14 protein-coding genes and 1 tRNA gene are annotated in these 20,240 nt (G+C 65.4%); 6 read left to right on the forward strand and 9 right to left on the reverse strand.

The window, feature by feature from the left end; genetic code table 11:
• The first annotated feature begins 5 nt into the window (after positions 1-5).
• A complete protein-coding gene (locus J2X62_RS08955) occupies positions 6-923 on the forward strand; it encodes a rhomboid family intramembrane serine protease (protein ID WP_094642762.1) in 918 nt (305 codons plus the stop codon).
• Positions 924-1,139: 216 nt separating this feature from the next.
• Here J2X62_RS08955 and J2X62_RS08960 read toward each other — a convergent pair whose 3' ends face one another.
• A complete protein-coding gene (locus J2X62_RS08960; protein ID WP_045841529.1) occupies positions 1,140-1,625 on the reverse strand; it encodes a PH domain-containing protein in 486 nt (161 codons plus the stop codon).
• 36 nt (positions 1,626-1,661) lie between these two features.
• Positions 1,662-1,925, reverse strand: a complete 264-nt coding sequence (gene crgA / locus J2X62_RS08965) for a cell division protein CrgA (protein WP_310179822.1) — start codon at positions 1,923-1,925, stop codon at positions 1,662-1,664.
• Between the two features lie 203 nt (positions 1,926-2,128).
• Between crgA and J2X62_RS08970 the strand changes: the two genes are divergently transcribed.
• Positions 2,129-2,875, forward strand: coding sequence for a DUF881 domain-containing protein (locus tag J2X62_RS08970; RefSeq protein ID WP_310179824.1), 747 nt, complete (start codon positions 2,129-2,131; stop codon positions 2,873-2,875).
• Positions 2,876-2,888: 13 nt separating this feature from the next.
• Positions 2,889-3,530 (forward strand): aminodeoxychorismate/anthranilate synthase component II, encoded by a 642-nt coding sequence (locus J2X62_RS08975; RefSeq protein ID WP_032371409.1) that lies wholly within the window; start codon positions 2,889-2,891, stop codon positions 3,528-3,530.
• A 3-nt stretch (positions 3,531-3,533) separates the two neighbouring features.
• On the opposite strand, the gene pknB is transcribed toward J2X62_RS08975, so the two are convergent.
• The 7 genes from pknB to J2X62_RS09010 all read right to left on the reverse strand — a co-directional run bounded on the left by pknB (position 3,534) and on the right by J2X62_RS09010 (position 13,339).
• Positions 3,534-5,468: a Stk1 family PASTA domain-containing Ser/Thr kinase gene (gene pknB / locus J2X62_RS08980; RefSeq protein WP_032373397.1), complete on the reverse strand. Its 1,935-nt coding sequence runs from the start codon at positions 5,466-5,468 to the stop codon at positions 3,534-3,536.
• Entirely contained in the window at positions 5,465-6,841 is a 1,377-nt protein-coding gene (locus J2X62_RS08985) for a serine/threonine-protein kinase (RefSeq protein WP_310179827.1), read from the reverse strand. Before J2X62_RS08985 ends, pknB begins: the two co-directional genes overlap by 4 nt.
• 6 nt (positions 6,842-6,847) lie before the next feature.
• Positions 6,848-8,332 carry a penicillin-binding protein 2 gene (locus tag J2X62_RS08990; RefSeq protein ID WP_032367613.1) on the reverse strand — a complete coding sequence of 495 codons (1,485 nt, stop codon included), beginning with the start codon at positions 8,330-8,332 and terminating at the stop codon, positions 6,848-6,850.
• The gene (locus tag J2X62_RS08995; RefSeq protein WP_027494979.1) at positions 8,329-9,786 is read right to left on the reverse strand and encodes an FtsW/RodA/SpoVE family cell cycle protein; all 1,458 of its coding nucleotides are present in this window, start codon (positions 9,784-9,786) and stop codon (positions 8,329-8,331) included. Before J2X62_RS08995 ends, J2X62_RS08990 begins: the two co-directional genes overlap by 4 nt.
• Positions 9,783-11,228 (reverse strand): PP2C family serine/threonine-protein phosphatase, encoded by a 1,446-nt coding sequence (locus J2X62_RS09000; protein WP_032371412.1) that lies wholly within the window; start codon positions 11,226-11,228, stop codon positions 9,783-9,785. The genes J2X62_RS08995 and J2X62_RS09000 overlap by 4 nt, the downstream gene beginning before the upstream one ends.
• A complete protein-coding gene (locus J2X62_RS09005; protein WP_027494977.1) occupies positions 11,225-11,689 on the reverse strand; it encodes an FHA domain-containing protein in 465 nt (154 codons plus the stop codon). The genes J2X62_RS09000 and J2X62_RS09005 overlap by 4 nt, the downstream gene beginning before the upstream one ends.
• Positions 11,690-11,869: 180 nt before the next feature.
• Positions 11,870-13,339 carry a DUF3662 and FHA domain-containing protein gene (locus tag J2X62_RS09010; protein ID WP_032407757.1) on the reverse strand — a complete coding sequence of 490 codons (1,470 nt, stop codon included), beginning with the start codon at positions 13,337-13,339 and terminating at the stop codon, positions 11,870-11,872.
• A gap of 207 nt (positions 13,340-13,546) precedes the next feature.
• On the opposite strand from J2X62_RS09010, the gene J2X62_RS09015 reads away from it, so the two are divergent.
• From J2X62_RS09015 to J2X62_RS09025, 3 genes are all read left to right on the forward strand, one after another.
• Positions 13,547-13,632, forward strand: a tRNA-Leu gene (locus J2X62_RS09015).
• Positions 13,633-14,056: 424 nt separating this feature from the next.
• Positions 14,057-18,646 carry a glutamate synthase large subunit gene (gene gltB / locus J2X62_RS09020; RefSeq protein WP_032385264.1) on the forward strand — a complete coding sequence of 1,530 codons (4,590 nt, stop codon included), beginning with the start codon at positions 14,057-14,059 and terminating at the stop codon, positions 18,644-18,646.
• Entirely contained in the window at positions 18,639-20,090 is a 1,452-nt protein-coding gene (locus tag J2X62_RS09025) for a glutamate synthase subunit beta (RefSeq protein ID WP_032367609.1), read from the forward strand. The genes gltB and J2X62_RS09025 overlap by 8 nt, the downstream gene beginning before the upstream one ends.
• Positions 20,091-20,240 lie beyond the last annotated feature (150 nt).

Here is a 20,240-nt window from a genome sequence, read left to right on the forward strand (position 1 = left end):
ACACGATGACAAACCCCGGCTGGGGTGGCGCGTACGGCGACCAGCCCAACCCACCCCAGTCGGTGTGCGTCAGACATCCCGATCGCCCGACCGGCCTGGCCTGCTCTCGATGCGGCCGGCCCGCGTGCCCACAGTGCCTGCAGCCCGCGGCCGTAGGGCAACACTGTGTCGACTGTGTGCGCGACGGCAACAAGAACGTCCGGACCGCACGTACGGTCGCCGGCGCGCCGATGACACGCTCCGCCAAGACACCCCTGACCTTCGCGCTGATCGCGATCAACGTCGTGATCTTCGGCCTCACCGCCGCTCAATCCGGCGACCTCATGAGCAATTTCCGCGGATCCTCGCTGGCCGACGCCTGGGCACTGAACAGCCTGCTGGTCGCGGACGGCGATGTGTGGCGCCTCCTCAGCAGCGGGTTCATCCACATAGGACCCATTCACCTGCTGGTGAACATGTTCGCCCTGTACATCATCGGCCGGGACGTCGAACTGGTGCTGGGCCGCAGCCGCTATCTCGCCGTCTACTTCCTGTCGCTGCTCGGTGGCAGTGCATCGGTCATGCTGTTCGAGAACCCCCTCGCAGCCACCGCCGGCGCGTCGGGTGCCGTATTCGGATTGCTCGGTGCGCAGGCCGTCATTCTGCTGCGACTCAAGCGCTCCCCGACCCCGGTCCTGATCGTGATCGCGCTGAACATCTTCATCAGCATCTCCATCCCCAGCATCTCGCTGTGGGGCCACATGGGCGGACTTGTCGCCGGAGCGGCAGCGACCGCCGGATTGGTGTTCCTACCCAACCGCAACAGCGCGCAGCCTCGTGCCGGGATATCCCTCGCCTGGCTCTCCGTGGCCGCAGTAGCCCTGATAGCCCTGGGCACCATCGCGGTCCGAGTCCTCGACCTCCGCGCGCAGATGGGCCTCTGAAGTCCACTAGATGTGCCATTGACCCCCGAAAAGGCCACTGGACGTCACATTGACTCCCGACGACGCCGATCGCGAGCTCGGCAATCCCCACGTGCTGCTGGCTGGTGCCCGGCGGCTTTGCGACGGCTCACTGGTCCACTAGATGTGCCATTGACCCCCGGAAAGTCCACTGAACGTCACATTGAGTACCCCGGAGGGGGCAGGGACGGTGGGCGGTCAGTTGTTCGGCGGCACCAGACCGTAGGTGTCGAGTACCTCGAACACGTCGCGTGGGTCGGCTCCCAGGTCCCATCGACCGAAGATGATGAGTCGATCGTCGTCCTCGTCGGGTGGGCGGACGTCCAGTTCGAGCATCGGCACTCGTCGTCCCAGTCTCGGGTAGCGGACCACTTTGATTTGGACGATGTCGGCGCGCGAGTACGTACGTGTGCCGGTGAGTCGTTTCATCACCAGGGAGCCGTCGGGTGTGATGGCGAGTCGGGGGCGTTGTGCGGCCGCGAGGGCTGCCATCACCCAGGTTCCGACGGCGGCGAGTCCGACGAGGAAGGTTCCGGCGGCGTCCGAGGAGGCGAGGACGGCACCGATGGCGAGTGCGATACCGCCTGCCACCAGCGCGCCGACGGCTACGGCCGGCGTCGCCCATCGGTGTTCGTACACACCCTGTGGATGGTTGGGAAAGTTATCCACAGGGTTTATCCACATTGGGGATGAATGACATGGGTGTAACTCGGCCGGCTCTCAGCGCCATCGCATGGTCATGACGAGGCCGACGACCATGAAGCCGAATCCGATGAGGAAGTTGTACGCACCGAGGTTGCCGATGAACGAGATGTCTTCCTGGGCCAGGTAGTACACAATCAGCCACAGCAGCCCTAACAGCATGAATCCGAGCATCAGGACCACGTACCAGACCGGCGATGGGCCGGCGTTGACCTTTACCGGCGTGCGGTTGGCCGGGTTGATCGTGTAGTCGTTCTTCTTCCGTACCTTCGACTTCGGCATTGCGTCCTCTTCGTGTTCTTGACGGTCATCGGCGTGCGCCGTGCCTGTGGACAACTGACGGTGACAACCTGTGGATCGATCGAGTTGCGTGCATCCCCAGGTTATTGTCTCCCGGAGAGCCGTGGCGGTCATCCACCCGGTTTGTAGTACACGCTAACTCAGATCAGCGCAGCACCGACCTACCGAACAGTGGCGAGCACTCTGTGAGACGACGATCGACCGATTCCTCCGAGACCCGATGGTGGGTGCTCGCTGTGGCGGTGTGCGCTGTGGTCGGTCTGCTGCTCGGTACCACGAGGCATGCCTCGGACGGCAACGAGTTGCGGGGCGGTGACACGACACGGCTCGCCGATCTGGTCGATTCGGCCCAGAGAAGCAGCGACGATGCGCTGCGCAGTAGAGATGCGCTGGAGCAGCAGGTCGATCTCCTGCAGCAGCGGACGGCGGCGGGCGACTCCGAGGTGGCCGACGCGTTGGCCCGGGTCGACGCTCTTTCGGACGCGGCGGGCCGGGAGGAGGCGTCCGGCACGGGGTTGACGGTGACGATGGCCGACGCTCCACGCGGTCCCGACGGGTCGTATGCGTCCGACGCGTCTCCGGACGACCTGGTGGTTCATCAGGTCGACGTGCAGAGTGTCCTCAACGCCCTGTGGGCCGGTGGTGCGTCGGCGATGGCGATGCAGGATCAGCGTCTGGTGGCGTCGTCAGCGCCGCGGTGTATCGGGAACACACTGCTGCTGGGCGGCCGGACGTACAGTCCGCCGTACGTGATGACAGCTATAGGCGACCCGGATCGACTGCGGGCTGCGCTGGACAACGAGCCCGGGGTGCGGCTGTACGAGCAGTATGCGTTGCGCTATGGCCTCCGCTACGAGGTCGCGGCCTATCAGAACCTCTCGGTTCCGGCGTACACCGAATCGGTGCGCATGCGTTTCGCGGAGCCGCGCTGAGTACGCTGTCGACATGCGCATTCTCGTCGTCGACAACTACGACAGCTTCGTCTTCAACCTCGTCCAGTACCTGGGCCAGTTGAACGCCGAGGTCGAGGTGTGGCGCAACGACGACGAGCGACTCGCCGATCGCGACGCTGTCGCCGCGGAGTTCGACGGCATTCTGCTCAGCCCGGGCCCGGGAACCCCGCAGCGCGCCGGGGCCACGATGGACCTGGTCTCGGCGAGCGCGCGGGCCAAAACCCCCCTGCTCGGTGTGTGTTTGGGCCATCAGGCCATCGGAGCCGCGTTCGGTGCCACGGTCGAGAAGGCCCCGGAGTTGCTGCACGGTAAGACCAGCCTCGTCCATCACACCGGCGTCGGCGTCCTGGAAGGGATGGGCGAGCCGTTCACGGCCACCCGCTATCACTCGCTGACCGTCCGCGAGGACACCATCCCCGCGGAGCTCGAGATCATCGGCCGTACCGAGTCCGGTCTGGTGATGGCCATGAGGCACACCGAGCTACCCATTCACGGCGTGCAGTTCCATCCGGAGTCCATCCTCACCGAGGGCGGGCACCGGATGCTGGCCAACTGGCTCGCAGTGTGCGGTATGCCCACCGATTCCGGTTTGGTGGGAACCCTGGAGGCGCAGGTCGCCGAGGCCTTCGCCTGATCGCTAACGCCCGGGGATACCCAGGGCACCGATGCTGATCGTGACGGTGTCGGACTTGCTGATCTCGGACCCTGCCGGTTGCGTCTGATTCACCACTCGCCCGACCATCAACGGATCCAGCGTCGCTTCCCTTGTCGCAGTCAGTTCCGCCGCCGTGCCCGTCCAGCCGGCCGACTGCAGCGCGGCCAACGCCTGCGCCTCGGTCAGACCGGCGAGGTCGGGCATGGGGATCTTGTCGCCGTTCGACACGCGCAGCGTGACGACGGTGTTCTCGGTGACATTGGTGCCGCCCACGGGGTCTGTGGAGACGACCTGACCCGTCGGCTGTCCCGAGTCGATGTTCTGAACCTGGACGCGCAGTCCGGCTCCCTCGACGTTCGGCTGTGCCACGTTCACGAGTTGCCCCACGACATCGGGCATCCGAACCTGCGCCGGCCCGGTGCCCAGCGTGATGCGAACCTGCGAGTTCGCGTTCATGCTCACGCCCGAGGACGGATTCTGCTCGACGACCTTGTCGAGGTTCTCGGGTGACGACGGAGCACGGGCGACGGTGGCATCGAGCTGGAGGCCCACCTCGTTCAGTGCATCCGACGCTTGCTGCTGCGTGAGTCCGGTCAGTCGCGGAACCTGCACCTGCTGCGGTCCCGAGGACACGTCGAGCTGGATGTTCCCCGGCGATTCGGTCTGTGATCCGGCCGCCGGATTGGTGCCGATGGCCGAGCCTTCCGGAATCGCCGCGTCGGGCTTCTCCTGGATGCTCACTCGCAGGCCGGCTTCTTCGAGTTGACGCTGCGCCTCGTCTGCGGACAGTCCTACGACGGTGGGCACGGCGACGGTCTTGGGGTCGGCACCGGGACCGAGCGACCACAGGAAGGCACCGACGATAGCGACGACGATGATCGCGGCCGCCGAGATCAACGCGATCTTGAGGCCGCGGCGGTTCTTCGGTTCCTCGTAGTCCTCCGTGTGGCGCGACGACCGAGGTGCCGCGGTAGCGGCGGGCTTGTCCTTGCCGGAGAAATCGGCCTGACGAGAATCGACGGAGCCGAGGATGGTGGTTCGATCCTCGTCGTTCATCACCATGGGCGCACTCGGGCGCTGTCCACCCAGAACGCGGACCAGGTCGGTACGCATCTCGGCGGCGCTCTGGTAGCGATTGGCCGGGTTCTTGGCCATTGCCTTGAGGATGATCGAGTCGAGTTCGCGTGGGACGGTGTCGTTGACGAGCGATGGCAGCTGGGGGTCTTCACGGACGTGCTGGTAGGCGACGGCGACCGGCGAATCCCCCTTGAACGGCGGCTCGCCGGTCAGGATCTCGAACAGCACGCAGCCGAGCGAGTAGACGTCCGAACGCGCATCGACCTGTTCTCCACGGGCCTGCTCGGGCGAGAGGTACTGCGCGGTTCCGATCACGGCCGCGGTCTGAGTCATCGGCGAGGACGAATCGGCGATGGCGCGGGCGATGCCGAAGTCCATCACCTTCACCGCGCCGGCGTTGTTGATCATGATGTTGGCGGGTTTGACGTCGCGGTGCACGATGCCGTTGCGGTGGCTGAAATCGAGCGCAGCACAGACGTCGGCGATGACCTCCATGGCCCGACGCGGCTCCATGGGTCCTTCGGCGCGCACGATGTCGCGCAGCGTGTCGCCGTCGACGTATTCCATGACGATGAACGGGAGCGGACCGGCTTCGGTCTCCGCTTCACCGGTGTCGTAGACGGCGACGATGGCGGGGTGATTGAGCGCAGCAGCGTTCTGCGCCTCACGTCGGAACCTGAGGTAGAACGTGGGGTCGCGAGCGAGGTCGGCGCGCAGAACCTTGATGGCGACGTCACGATCGAGTCGTGTGTCCCGAGCGAGGTGAACCTCGGACATACCGCCGAAACCGAGTATCTCGCCCAGCTCGTAGCGAGAGGAGAGCGTACGGGGAGTCGTCATCGTTGTCCTTGTGGTGCTTGCGGGAACGGAATCTCGATCAGCGGCCTGCGAGTCGTCGTCTGGGTGGGCTGCGCCGAGGTCGTCGTGCTCTCTTCGGTGGTCGTCGGCTCCTCCGAGGTGGTCGTGGTCGTCGTGGTGGTGGTCGTCGTTTCTTCGGTGGTCGTGGTTTCTTCGGTGGTGGTCGTCGGCTCGGTGGTCGTTGTGGTCGTGGTCGTCGGCTGCGTGGTGGTCGTCGGCTGCACGAACGGTGTCGGCGAGTCGTCCCTGCCACCGGTCAGCAGTACGTAACCGCCGATCAGGATGGCCAACAGCAGGAGCGCGCCGCCGCCCCAGGCCAACGCCTTCTGTGCCGAGGACATGCCGGTCTGCTCGGGAGCCGCTGCAGCTGCAGTGCCGGTAGCCGGGCCCCGGTAATCCCGTTGCGAGGTCGGCATCATCTGGGTGCTCGACGGCGGAGGCGGCTGCGGGCTGGGCACGACGCCGGGCATCATGACTCTCCCGGTTCCGGTACCGCGCGAGTTGCCGGGTGCAGGCGGCCGGCGGCCGGCCCGAACTGCGGCGACGGCGTCGGCGAATTCACCGCCGTTGGCGTACCGGGCGGCCGGATCCTTGACCATCGTGATCTCGATGAGCTCACGGACGGCAGGTGGTAGGTCGACCGGCATGGGTGCCGGTGCTTCGCGGACGTGCTTCATGGCGACGGTCAAGGCGCCGTCGCCCACGAAAGGCCGTGTGCCCGCCAGTACTTCGTATCCGACGACGCCGAGTGAGTAGACGTCGGATGCCGAGGTTGCCTCTTCGCCGAGGGCTTGCTCGGGAGCGATGTACTGGGCGGTGCCCATGACCATTCCGGTCTTGGTGACCGGGGAGGCGTCGACGGCCTTGGCGATGCCGAAGTCGGTGATCTTGACCTGCCCGGTGGGGGTGATCAAGATGTTGCCGGGCTTGACGTCGCGGTGGACGACCCCTGCCGTGTGCGCGATCTGCAGTGAGCGCCCGGTTTGTTCGAGCATGTCGAGGGCGTGGCCGAGCGGCAGCCGCGTCATGCGACCCAGCACTGCATTGAGCGGCTCACCGTTGACCAGTTCCATCACCAGATAGGCGAGCGATTCGCCTGCACCGTCGCGGGTCTCGCCGTAGTCGTACACCCCAGCGATTCCGGGGTAGTTCAGCTGAGCGGTGGTACGGGCCTCGAACCTGAAGCGCTGCAAGAACTCCGGGTCCTCGGAGAACTCGGCTTTGAGTACCTTCACGGCGACACGGCGGTCGAGGCGATTGTCCATTGCCTCCCAGACCTGTCCCATGCCGCCGGTGGCGATGAGGCGCAGCAGTCTGTAGCGCTGCGCGATGACGGCTCCGTTACTCAGTGGCACCGATGCTCACCTCCCCTGCAATGCGGCGGCGATGACGGCGCGGCCGATGGGTGCTGCCACCGAACCGCCGGTGGCGGCGAGGGCTCGATCTCCGCCGTCCTCGACGATGACGGCGATGGCGACCTTGGGGTCCTTCGCCGGTGCGAAACCGATGTACCACGCATGGGGCGGGGTGTTGCGAGGATCCGAACCATGTTCTGCGGTACCGGTTTTCGACGCGATCTGCACCCCGGGGATCTTGCCTTCCCCGCTGGTGTTGTTCTCGGAACCGATCATCAGATCGGTCAGGGTCGCGGCCGTGTCGGAGCTGATCGCCTCACCCATCGATTGGGGTTGGTAGCTGGACAGGTCCGACAGGTCGGGAGATTGCAACTGCTGCACCAGGTTCGGAGCCATCCGTACACCGCCGTTGGCGACGGTCGCGGCAATGACGGCGTCCTGCAGCGGGGTGAGCGCCACGTCGCGCTGACCGATGCTGGACTGGCCGAGAGCCGCGTCGTCGTCGATGGATCCGATGGTGCTGTCGGCAACGGTGAGCGGGATGCTGGTGTCCTCTCCGATACCGAACTTGGCGGCGGTCTCGCGCATCTTGTCGGCGCCGGTGTCGATGCCGAGTTCGACGAAGGCGGTGTTGCACGACCGTGCGAACGCCTCACGTAGCGAGGCGGTCTGACCGCCTCCGCACGTCGAACCGTTGTAGTTCTCGAGCGTCGTCGACGTTCCAGGAAGGGTGATGTTCGACGCGGCCGTGAGTTGATCGTCCGGAGTGGCGCCCGCTTGGAGCGCAGCGGCGGTCGTGATCACCTTGAACGTCGATCCCGGTGGGTAGGTCTGCGAGATCGCGCGGTTCACCAGCGGCTTGCCCGGATCGTCGCTCAGGTTCTCCCACGCGGTCGACGTGGTGCTGCCGTCGTGGCTGGCCAGCAGGTTGGGGTCGTAGCTCGGCGTGCTGGCCATGGCGAGAATGTTGCCGGTGGCGGGGTCGAGGGCCACGACGGAGCCGGTGTATCCCTTGGCGGTCAGCTGGTCGTACGCCACCTGTTGGACGACCGGGTCGATGGTGGTGACGACGTTGCCGCCGCGGGGATCACGGCCGGAGATGAGGTCGAACAGGCGTCCGCCGAACAACCGGTCGTCGGATCCGTTGAGTACCGGGTCCTCGGCGCGTTCGAGACCGGTGCTCGAGTACAGCATCGAATAGAAGCCGGTGATCGGGGCGTTGGCCTGCGGGCTCGCGGGGGAGATCGAGTTCTGCGGGTACGTGCGCAGGTACTTGTAGCGATCGTCGGTGGCAACCGACGATGCGAGAACCTGACCACCCGCCGAGATCTGACCGCGTTGACGTGAGTACTCGTCGAGCAGAACGCGGGAGTTCCGTGGGTCGGTGCGCAGGTCGTCGGCCTTGATGACCTGAACGTAGGTCGCGTTGGCGAGCAGGGCGACCACCATCACCATGATGGCGATGGAGACGCGGCGTAAGGGAGTGTTCATGCGCGCTTCACCATTTCGGTCGGCGCCTCGGCGATCGGGGCGGCCACAGCGGGCTTCTTCTTGGGGGTCGCAGGCTCACGCGCTGCGTCGGAGATCTTGATCAGCAAGGCCACCAACAGGTAGTTCGCCAGCAACGAGGATCCTCCGTACGACATGTACGGGGTGGTCAGACCGGTCAGCGGGATGAGTTTGGTGACGCCGCCGACGACGACGAACAGCTGCACGGCGACGGTGAACGAGAGCCCGGCGGCGAGCAACTTGCCGAAGCTGTCTCGGACGGCGAGCGCAGTACGCATTCCGCGAATGACGAACAGCAGATACAGGATCAGCACTGCTGCCAAACCGATGAGGCCGAGTTCCTCGCCGACGGTGGCGATGATGAAGTCGGTCTTGGGGAACGGAACCTGCGACGGGCGACCGCTGCCGAGGCCGGTGCCGGCGAGCCCGCCGGTGGCCAGACCGAACAGCGACTGGGAAATCTGGTAGCCGGTGTCGTTGTAGTCCGCGAACGGGTCCAGCCAGGTCAGTGTCCGCACGCGCACGTGGCTGAACGCCTGGTATGCGAAGAAGAATCCGACCATCAGCAGACCGCTGCCGATGATGATCCAGCCGACACGTTCGGTGGCGATGTAGATCATCACCAGAACGGTGCTGAAGATCAGCAGCGACGTGCCCAGGTCCTTCTCGAACACGAGCACCGCGACCGAGACGATCCACACGACGATGATGGGCCCGAGATCGCGAGCGCGCGGGAAGTCCATGCCGAGCCAGTGTTTGCCTGCCGTGGTGAACAGTTCGCGCTTGGACACCAGCAGTGACGCGAAGAAGATCAGCAGCAGAATCTTGGCGAATTCACCGGGCTGCAAACTGAAGCCGGGCAACCGAATCCAGATCTTGGATCCGTTGACCTCGGAGAACGCCGACGGCAGCAGCGCGGGAATGGCGAGAAGGATCAGCCCGGCCAGGCCGAGGGTGTACCCGTAGCGAGCCAGGGTGCGGTAGTCGCGCAGCAGCACCAGCAGGGCCACGAAGCCGGCGATGGCCAGCGTCGTCCACAGCACCTGCTGGTTGGCGTCGGGCGAGGGAATGGGGTTGCCGAGGTACTGCGCCTGTTGCTGATCGGCCAGGTCCAGTCGATGGATCAGCACCAGGCCGAGACCGTTGAGCAGCGCGACGATCGGCAGCAGCAGCGGATCCGCATAGGGGGCGAACCGTCGTACGGCCAAGTGCGCCACCGTCACCAGTGCGAGGTAGGCCAGCGCGTACTTGGCCAGGTCCCAGGTGATCGTCTGTTCCTGACTGGCTTCGACGAGGATCAACGAGATGGTGGTGATCAGGACCGCGGCACCGAGCAGCAGCAATTCGACATTGCGACGATTCGACTGGATCGGTGCGGGAGCGAACCCACCGGGAGGACTCGGAAAGGAGCCTCCTGCGGACGGATTGGAACTCATCGAGTACCGGTCCTGCAGTTCTGGCCTGGGATCTGCGCGACGGTCGGTGTCGGCACGGCGGTAGTGGTCGGGGCAGCTTCCGGAACGGGCTCCGGCGCGGGCGGAGGCAACGGAACTCCGGGGGGCGGGATGATCGTCGTCGTCGGGGCGGGTGCGGCCGTGGTGGTCACTGCCGGCTCGGTCTCGCAGACCTCCAGTAGGTCTCCCGAGGCCAACCGTTGCACCTGACCGCGGGCGTCGTCGAGAGAGCCCGACGGGAGTCCTGCGGTCACCTGCTCGCGCGCGGCCGGCAACAGGTCGTCGATCTCGAACGGGACGCAATCGGCCGGCGCGGCGTCGGGTGCGGTCAGTGTGACGCCACCGTTGTCGTCGAGGCAGCCGATCAATTCCACGCTCTGCAGCGAGTACCCGAGAACGGAACCGGGGAGACCGCGCAGCACGGTGACCTTGCTGTTGTCGGCACCGACGTAGTAATTGCCCTTGATCACCGAATTGGCCACCACGACACCGATTCCGGCCAACACGATCAGGGTCAGCGCGATCAGCGACCACCGCAGTTTGTGCGACTTCTTCTCCGGTGTCACCACAGGGGCGGTCACGCGCTTGGGCGTCGTGCGCGGGGGACGCATGGCGGCGGCGCGGCCCGCTGCAGTGTTCGGCGGCGGAGCGTCTTCTTCGTCCTCGGTGCTGGCTGCGCCGCCGAGAATCGGGTGGCTCTGGCCGTAGTCGAGGTCGATGACGTCGGCGACGACGACGGTGACGTTGTCCGGACCGCCGCTGCGCAGGGCTAGTTCGATGAGGCGGTCGGCGCACGGCCCGGTCTCGCCCTCGGCGAGGGTGTTCTCGATTGTTTCGTCGCTCACGACGTCCGACAAACCGTCGGAGCACAACAGGTAGCGGTCGCCGGCACGGACCTCGCGGACGGTGAGCGTCGGCTCGATCTCGTTACCGGTCAGCGCCCTCATGATCAGTGAGCGTTGCGGGTGCGTGTGCGCCTGTTCGGCGGTGATGCGGCCTTCGTCGACCAGTGACTGGACGAACGTATCGTCGCGGGTGATCTGAGTGAGCGAGCCGTCGCGCAGCATGTAGGCACGCGAGTCACCGATGTGCACCAGACCCATTCGCTTGCCCGCGAACAGGATTGCGGTCAGCGTGGTTCCCATGCCGTCGAGTTCGGGCTCGTCTTCCACCTGGTCGGCGATGGAGGCGTTGCCCTCGCGGGTGGCGGCTTCGAGTTTGCCGAGCAGATCCTCGCCCGGTTCGTCGTCGTCGAGGTGCGCCAGCGCGGCGATCATCAACTGCGAGGCCACTTCGCCTGCGGCGTGACCGCCCATGCCGTCGGCCAGAGCCAACAGTCGCGCACCTGCGTAGACGGAGTCCTCGTTGTTGGAGCGAACGAGACCGCGATCGCTGCGGGCGGCGTAGCGGAGAACAAGGGTCACGGGCGCAACTCGATCACGGTCTTGCCGACGCGAACCGGAGTTCCCAGTGGAACGCGTACAGCGGTGGTGACCTTGGCTCGATCGAGGTAGGTGCCGTTGGTCGAGCCCAGGTCTTCGACGTACCAATCTCCGCCGCGAGGCGAGAGGCGAGCGTGCCTGGTGGACGAATAGTCGTCTGTCAGAACGAGAGTCGAATCGTCTGCGCGTCCGATCAGAACCGGCTGAGTGCCGAGCGAGATGCGCGTGCCGGCGAGGCCGCCCTGGGTCACCACGAGGTACTTCGCCACCTTCTGCTTGTTGAACGACGGGAGCACCTTCGAGCCACCGGAGTAGCGGGCGGGCACACGCATACCGGCTGCGGCATAGATGTCACTGCGCAGCGTCCGAAGAACGGCCCAGACGAAGAACCACAACAGAAGCAGAAAACCTGCCCTGGTCAGTTGCAGAATCAATCCCTGCACGACGATTCACCTCCTCCTTCGCGATCGGACCTGCATCCCCCACAATCCGACGCGGCGGCGCGACAGACATGGTTGTCTCGCAGCATCATAGGGTGCAGTCGCTCGTGTGGACGACATACGGGTGGGCGAACCTGCGAGTCGAGGAGACGAACATCTCGGTCGGCCGGGCCACTCCGGTGATCAGACGATCCGGACCAGAATCTCGGAGTGACCGGCGCGGATCACGTCGCCGTCGGCCAGTTGCCAATCCTGGACGGGTGCACCGTTGACGGTGGTTCCGTTGGTGGATCCCAGATCGGACAGCATGGCCACTCGGCCATCCCAGCGAATCTCGATGTGTCGGCGTGACACTCCGGTGTCGGGGAGGCGGAACTGGGCGTCCTGGCCGCGCCCGATGATGTTCTGTCCGTCCCGGAGCTGGAAGTAGCGGCCGCTGCCGTCCTCGAGCTGAAGGGTCGCGGCGAGCGCCTGGGGCTGACCTGCGTAGGACGCCGGCTGGTCGTAGCCGTAGCCGTCCCCGCGATCACCGGCACCCTGGGGGTAGCCGCGGCCGTAGGGCGCTTGGGCAGGCGGGTAGTCGTAGGCGGGCTGCTGGTAGCCCTGCTGTGGGTAACCGGCACCCTGCGGCTCGGCATAGCGGCCGGCGGGCTCGCCGTACGCCTGCTCCTGATAGGGAGCCTCGCTGTAGGCACCGCCCTGCTCGCCACCGTTGTAGTCGTAACCGGCACCGTTGTAGCCCTGCGCGTCGTAACCCTGGGCGTTGTAGCCCTGAGCGTCGTAACCCTGCGCGTTGTAGCCCGCTCGGTCGTAGCCCTGGGCGTCGTAACCCTGCTCCTGACCGTTGGGTGCTCCGTAGGCCTGGTCGTATCCCTGCTCCTGGCCGCCGGCGGCGCTGTAGGCCTGGCCGTGCTGGGCGTACGGCTGCTCGTCGTAGCCCTGGTTCTCGTAGCCCTGGGCGTTGTACGGCTGCTGGTCGTAGCGCTGATCTCGATCGGCGGGCGCGTAACCCTGCGCGTCGTATCCGTTCTGCTCACGCGCCGCGTAGCGGGGATCCTGGCCACCGGCGTATCCGTTGCGCGCGCGCGGATCCGGACGATGTCCGTCCGCGGGGTCGCGCTGCGGGTCGTAGCCTGGGTTCTGCGTCATGTGGCCGGCTCCTGGTATCGACATCGGTGGGGCAGTCGGTCGCTGCGTGGCTGAAGGGACGGGACGGGCTGGCTGTGCCGACGCGTTCTGCTGAACAGAGCTGTTCTGCGCAGCAATCGCCGATCGTCCCACATCGGGATCGACCGAGCCACTGGCCCGGAACTGTCCGGTGTGAAGGGTGGGCGACGGTTCGAAGCGAACCACCACGTCACCGTAGGTCTGCCACCCCTGATCACGGATGTAATCGTCCAGGTGACGCGAGAAAGCCTTGACCGTGAGCTCGCGATCACCGGCAAGTTCCTCGTGATCCGAGCTGTTGATCGTGATCACGTAGTTGTTGGGTGCCAGGTAATGACCGCCGTCCAAGGGGCGAACGAGATCGGACGCCTCCTGTTGCAGCGCCGCCTCGACTTCGGCCGGTACGACGCCGCCGCCGAACACGCGGGCGAAGACGTCGCCGACAGCGCTCTGCAGCTTGCGTTCGAAACGCTGAACGATGCCCATCGTGACCCCTCCTCTCACTGTGTTCTTCCACCCTGTGGTGCCTGTTGCCTACAACGGTGCGACGGCCGCGTGTCATCACGAAGTCGCGCTGCAAGCATGATATACGGTGCGGCCGACAGCAACGCTGTGCCGCCGGTTGCTCGGGGCAGCTCGAGACGGCGATTTTCGAGCACGGCGGGGTGCGTGTTAGTGTTCTCGCCGTCACCCGGGCGGGTGGCGGAATGGCAGACGCGCTGGCTTCAGGTGCCAGTGTCCTTCGGGACGTGGGGGTTCAAGTCCCCCTCCGCCCACCACACTGGCCGCAGCTGATCTCGATCGCTGCGGCCAGTAGTTTCTTCGAACCCCGGCGTGTGAGCGCGGGTGATGCCTTACATTCGTGTAGTTCGACAACGATGTCGACGTGTCGATGCAGAGCCGGATTCCGGACCCCGTCGATTCGGTGGAAAATCGCAGGTGAGAGCCCGAAGTAGGCTTACCTTATTTGCGAGAGCACCCTGGTACTGACTTATCGTTCGTAATTGGATCGGCCTCACCACGGCCTGATCCGTCGAGACCTTCACTTTTCTACCACGAGCCCACCCGCCCGTGCAGAGGAAAGCGTGGAAGATCGACAGGTGCTGCTTCAACGGCGAGGACGCACCGCAGGCCGTTCGAGCAGCCGGTTACACCACACCGTCGCCGACGAGTTTCAAGGCTGGACTTATCCGAAGGCTAGGTATGAAGCACACTCCGGGCCCGCAAGGCCTCTACGATCCCGTCAACGAACACGACTCCTGTGGTGTCGCATTCGTGGTGGACATGCACGGTCGCCGCAGTCGCGACATCGTCGAGAAGGCGATCACCGCACTGGTCAACCTCGAGCACCGCGGTGCCGCGGGCTCCGAACCGAACACCGGCGACGGTGCGGGCATTCTGATCCAGGTACCGGACGCGTTCTTCCGCGCCGTCGTAGATTTCGAGCTCCCCGCACCCGGTGCCTACGCAACAGGTGTCGCATTCCTGCCGCAGGGCCGCAGCGACGCCGCACGCGCGTGCGAGGGTGTCGAGCGCATCGTCGAGAGCGAAGGCATGACCGTCCTCGGATGGCGTGAGGTCCCCACCGACGACTCCTCCTTGGGCGCGTTGGCGCGCGACGCGATGCCGACGTTCCGTCAGTTGTTCTTCTCCGCTCCCGACGCGGCGATCACCGACCTCGAACTCGAGCGTCGTGCCTTCGTCATTCGCAAGCGCGTCGAACACGAGTTGGGTGAAGAGGGCGCAGGCAAGGACGGCCCCGGTCGCGAGACCGTGTACTTCCCGTCACTGTCCTCGCAGACGTTCGTCTACAAGGGCATGCTGACCACGCCCCAGCTCAAGGGCTTCTACCTCGACCTGCAGGACGAGCGCGTCGAAAGTGCACTGGGACTTGTGCATTCGCGTTTCTCGACCAACACGTTCCCGTCGTGGCCGTTGGCCCACCCGTTCCGCCGGGTCGCACACAACGGTGAGATCAACACCGCGACCGGCAACGAGAACTGGATGCGCGCCCGCGAGGCCCTCATCACCTCCGACGTGTTCGGTGGCTCGGAAGCGCTCGAGAAGATCTTCCCCGTCGTCACCCACGGAGCCAGTGACACAGCACGTTTCGACGAGGTGCTCGAACTGCTGCACCTCGGCGGCCGCAGCCTGCCGCATGCCGTGCTGATGATGATTCCCGAGGCCTGGGAGCGGCACGAGTCCATGGACCCCGCGCGCCGGGCGTTCTACAAGTACCACTCCTCGCTGATGGAGCCCTGGGACGGACCGGCCTCGGTGTGCTTCACCGACGGCACCGTCATCGGCGCCGTTCTGGACCGCAACGGTCTGCGCCCCAGCCGCCTGTGGGTCACCGACGACGGCTTGGTCGTCATGGCTTCCGAGGTCGGCGTGCTGGACATCGACCCGTCCAAGGTCGTCCGCAAGGTGCGTCTGCAGCCGGGCCGGATGTTCCTGGTGGACACCGCACAGGGCCGCATCGTCTCCGACGACGAGATCAAGGACGAACTCGCCGCCGAGCACCCGTACCAGCAGTGGCTCGACGAGGGCCTGACGTCGATCGACGATCTGCCCGAGCGGCCGCACGTGCACATGCCGCACGATCGCGTGCTGATCCGCCAGCAGATCTTCGGATACACCACCGAGGAACTGAACGTGCTGGTCTCGCCGATGGCGAAGTCCGGTGCCGAGGCCATCGGTTCGATGGGTACCGATACCCCGATCGCCGTGCTGTCGGCACGTCCGCGGATGTTGTTCGACTACTTCTCGCAGCTGTTCGCCCAGGTCACCAACCCGCCGCTCGACGCGATCCGTGAAGAGATCGTCACCAGCCTCGGTGGCACCATCGGTCCCGAGGGTGATCTGCTCAACCCGGGTGCCGACGGCTGCAAGCAGATCGTGCTGCCCCAGCCGATCCTGCACAACGACGACCTCGCCAAGCTCGTCCACATCAACGACGAGGGCACGCAGGAAGAGCTGCGCTCGGTGGTCGTGCGTGGCTTGTACCCGGTTGCCGAAGGCGGTGAAGGTCTCCGAAAGGCGTTGGAGGCCATCCGCGCTCAGGTTTCCGCTGCCATTTCGGGCGGGGCGCGGATCATCGTGCTCTCCGACCGAGAGTCCAGTGAGAAGCTCGCTCCGATTCCGTCGTTGCTCCTCACCTCGGCAGTGCACCACCATCTCGTTCGTGAGAAGACCCGCACCAAGGTCGGTCTGATCATCGAAGCCGGTGACGCCCGCGAGGTGCACCACATGGCTCTGCTCATCGGATTCGGTGCGGCAGCTGTCAATCCGTACATGGCTTTCGAGTCGATCGAGGACATGATCGAGCGCGGTGCCCTCACCGGCATCGACTTCGACAAGGCCGTCGGCAACTACATCAAAGCCGCAGGCAAGGGCGTGCTGAAGGTGATGTCCAAGATGGGCATCTCGACTCTCGCGTCGTACACCGGAGCCCAGCTGTTCCAGGTCATCGGCCTGTCGCAGGAACTGGTCGACGAGTACTTCACCGGGCTCAACAGCCACCTCGGCGGTATCGATCTCGACCAGGTCGCCGACGACGTCGCAGCGCGACATGGCGTCGCGTACCTCGACAACCGTCAGGAACGCGCACACCGTGAGCTCGAGACGGGCGGCGAGTACCAGTGGCGTCGGGAAGGGGAGTACCACCTCTTCAACCCCGACACCGTCTTCAAGCTGCAGCACTCCACCCGCACCGGTCAGTACGACATCTTCAAGGAATACACGAAGATGGTCGACGACCAGTCCGAGCGGCTCGCGTCGCTGCGCGGTCTGTTCCGCTTCAAGACCGAAGAGCGACAGGCTATTTCGATCGACGAGGTCGAGCCGGCCAGCGAGATCGTCAAGCGTTTCTCCACGGGTGCGATGAGCTACGGCTCCATCTCGGCCGAGGCACACGAGACCCTTGCCATCGCGATGAACCGTCTCGGTGGACGCTCGAACTCCGGTGAGGGCGGCGAGGACGTCTCGCGCTTCGAGCCGGACGAGAACGGCGATTGGCGACGCAGTGCCATCAAGCAGGTCGCGTCGGGACGTTTCGGCGTCACCTCGCACTACTTGACCAACTGCACCGACATCCAGATCAAGATGGCGCAGGGAGCCAAGCCCGGTGAGGGCGGCCAGCTTCCGGCTCACAAGGTGTACCCGTGGGTTGCCGAGGTTCGGCACTCCACGCCGGGTGTCGGTCTGATCTCGCCGCCGCCGCACCACGACATCTACTCGATCGAGGATCTGGCGCAGCTTATCCACGACCTGAAGAACGCGAACCCGTCGGCTCGCATTCACGTCAAGCTCGTCTCCGAGGTCGGAGTCGGCACCGTTGCGGCGGGTGTGTCCAAGGCGCACGCGGACGTGGTGCTCATCTCGGGCCACGACGGCGGCACCGGCGCGACGCCGCTGACGTCGGTCAAGCACGCAGGTGGACCGTGGGAGCTCGGCTTGGCCGAGACCCAGCAGACGTTGCTGCTCAACGGTCTTCGCGATCGCATCGTCGTGCAGGTCGACGGCCAGCTCAAGACCGGCCGCGACGTCATGGTCGCTGCTCTGCTCGGCGGCGAGGAGTTCGGTTTCGCCACCGCTCCGCTCGTCGTGTCGGGCTGCATCATGATGCGCGTCTGCCACCTCGATACCTGCCCCGTCGGTGTTGCGACACAGAACCCGTTGCTGCGCAAGCGTTTTGCTGGCAAGCCCGAGTTCGTCGAGAACTTCTTCATGTTCATCGCCGAAGAGGTGCGTGAGCTCATGGCCGAGCTCGGCTTCCGCACGCTCGACGAAGCCGTCGGCCAGGTCGGTCTGCTCGACACGACCGCGGCCAAGGAGCACTGGAAGGCGTCGAAGCTCGATCTGTCGCCGATCCTCGAAGAGGTCGAGTCGGCGTTCATGAACCAGAACCTGTACAACACAGGCGTTCAGGATCACGGTCTCGACAAGGCCCTCGATCAGCAGCTCATCTCGGCCAGCCGCAATGCGTTGGACAAGGGCGAGAAGGTCGCGTTCGAGTCCAAGATCACCAACGTCAACCGCACCGTCGGCACGATGCTCGGACACGAGGTGACCAAGGCGTACGGCGGGGTCGGCCTCCCGGACGACACCATCGAGATCACGTTCACCGGCTCGGCCGGCAACAGTTTCGGTGCGTTCGTGCCCTCCGGTATGACGTTGCGCCTCAACGGAGACGCCAACGACTTCGTCGGCAAGGGCCTATCCGGTGGACATCTCGTGCTGCGACCGTCGCTGAACGCTCCGAAGGGCTTCGTGGCCGAGGACAACATCATCGGCGGCAACGTGTTCCTGTTCGGTGCCACCAGCGGTGAAGCCCTGATCCGCGGCGTCGTCGGCGAGCGGTTCGCGGTTCGTAACTCCGGTGCCGTTGCTGTCGTCGAAGGCGTCGGCGATCACGGCTGCGAGTACATGACCGGCGGCAAGGTCGTCATCCTCGGCACGACGGGACGAAACTTCGGTGCCGGCATGTCCGGCGGCGTCGCGTTCATCTTCGATCCGAACAAGACGTTCGAGGCCAACCTCAACACCGAGCTGGTCGACATCGACGAGCTCGAGGGCGACGAATTCACCTGGTTGAAGGACATCGTCACTCGTCACCAGGAGCAGACCGGCTCCGAGGTGGCCGAGCGGATCCTCGCGGATTGGTCACAGCAGGTGAACCATTTCGTGAAGGTCATGCCTCGCGACTACAAGAAGGTACTGCTGGCCATCTCCGAAGCCGAGAAGAACGGCGCGGACGTGGACGAAGCGATCATGGAGGCAGCTCGTGGGTGACCCACAGGGATTTTTGAAGAACACGGTTCGCGAAGTACCCAAGCGGCGGCCCGTCGATCTGCGCCTGATGGACTGGAAAGAGGTCTACGAGGACTTCTCGAAGGACACTCTGCGCACCCAGGCCAGCCGATGCATGGACTGTGGCATTCCGTTCTGCCACAACGGTTGTCCCCTCGGGAACCTGATTCCCGAGTGGAACGACCTGGTGTTCAAGGATCGCTGGCGCGACAGCATCGATCGCCTGCACGCCACCAACAACTTTCCGGAATTCACCGGACGGTTGTGCCCCGCTCCGTGTGAGGCGGCGTGTGTCCTGGGCATCAACCAGGATCCGGTGACCATCAAGCAGGTCGAGGTCGAGATCATCGACAAGGCCTTCGAGGAAGGCTGGGTCACGCCGGTCTACCCGACGCACCTGACCGGCAAGACCGTCGCCGTCGTCGGCTCCGGACCGGCGGGACTTGCTGCTGCGCAGCAGCTCACCCGCGCCGGCCACACCGTCACCGTGTTCGAGCGTGCCGATCGCATCGGCGGATTGCTGCGCTACGGCATTCCCGAGTTCAAGATGGAGAAGCGCCACATCGATCGTCGGCTCGCGCAGATGGAGGCCGAGGGCACCGTCTTCCGCACGGGTGTCGATGTGGGCGTTGACATCTCGGCCGACGAACTGCGTGAGCAGTTCGACGCCGTCGTCCTCTCCGGCGGTGCCACCGCCTGGCGCGACCTGCCCATCGAGGGCCGCGAACTCGACGGCATCTACCAGGCCATGGAGTTCCTGCCGCACGCCAACCGCGTCCAGCAGGGCGACTTCGAGCAGCCGCCGGTCAGTGCCGAGGGCAAGAAGGTCGTCATCATCGGCGGCGGCGACACCGGGGCCGACTGCTTGGGCACCTCGCACCGTCAGGGCGCGGCAAGCGTCCACCAGTTCGAGATCATGGCGCGTCCGCCCGAGGAGCGCGCCACCTCCACCCCATGGCCGACGTACCCGCTGATGTACCGCGTCGCGTCCGCACACGAGGAAGGCGGCGAGCGCGTCTTCTCCGTCAACACCGAGCGTTTCGTCGGTGAGAACGGCAAGGTCACCGCACTCGAAGCCTGCGAGGTCGAGTTCAAGGCAGGCAAGTTCGAGAAGATCGAAGGCAGCGAGTTCACCCTCGAAGCCGATCTCGTGCTCCTCGCCATGGGCTTCGTCGGACCCGACAAGGGCGGTCTGCTGACCGACCTGGGCGTCGACTTCAACCAGCGCGGAAACGTCGAGCGCACCAACGAGTGGGTCACCAACGTCCCTGGCGTCTTCGTCGCCGGAGACATGGGCCGCGGTCAGTCGCTCATCGTGTGGGCCATCGCCGAGGGCCGCTCCTGCGCGGCCGCCGTCGACACCTTCCTGCAGGGAGCAACGGCACTGCCGTCGCCGATCGTGCCCACCCAGGCGCCGCAGCGGTAGGTAGTTTTCCGTCCGTCCCGTCGGGATCAATGTCCCTTTGTTGCACTCTGAGCGACTGAAAGCCGCATTGATCCCGACGGGGGCGCGACCGATCCCGACGGGTGGCGGCGAACCGTGTGACGCACGGTTACGTCCGTTAACCATGTGGGC

The organism is Rhodococcus sp. 3258 (genome assembly GCF_031456475.1).
Classification (GTDB): domain Bacteria; phylum Actinomycetota; class Actinomycetes; order Mycobacteriales; family Mycobacteriaceae; genus Rhodococcoides; species Rhodococcoides fascians.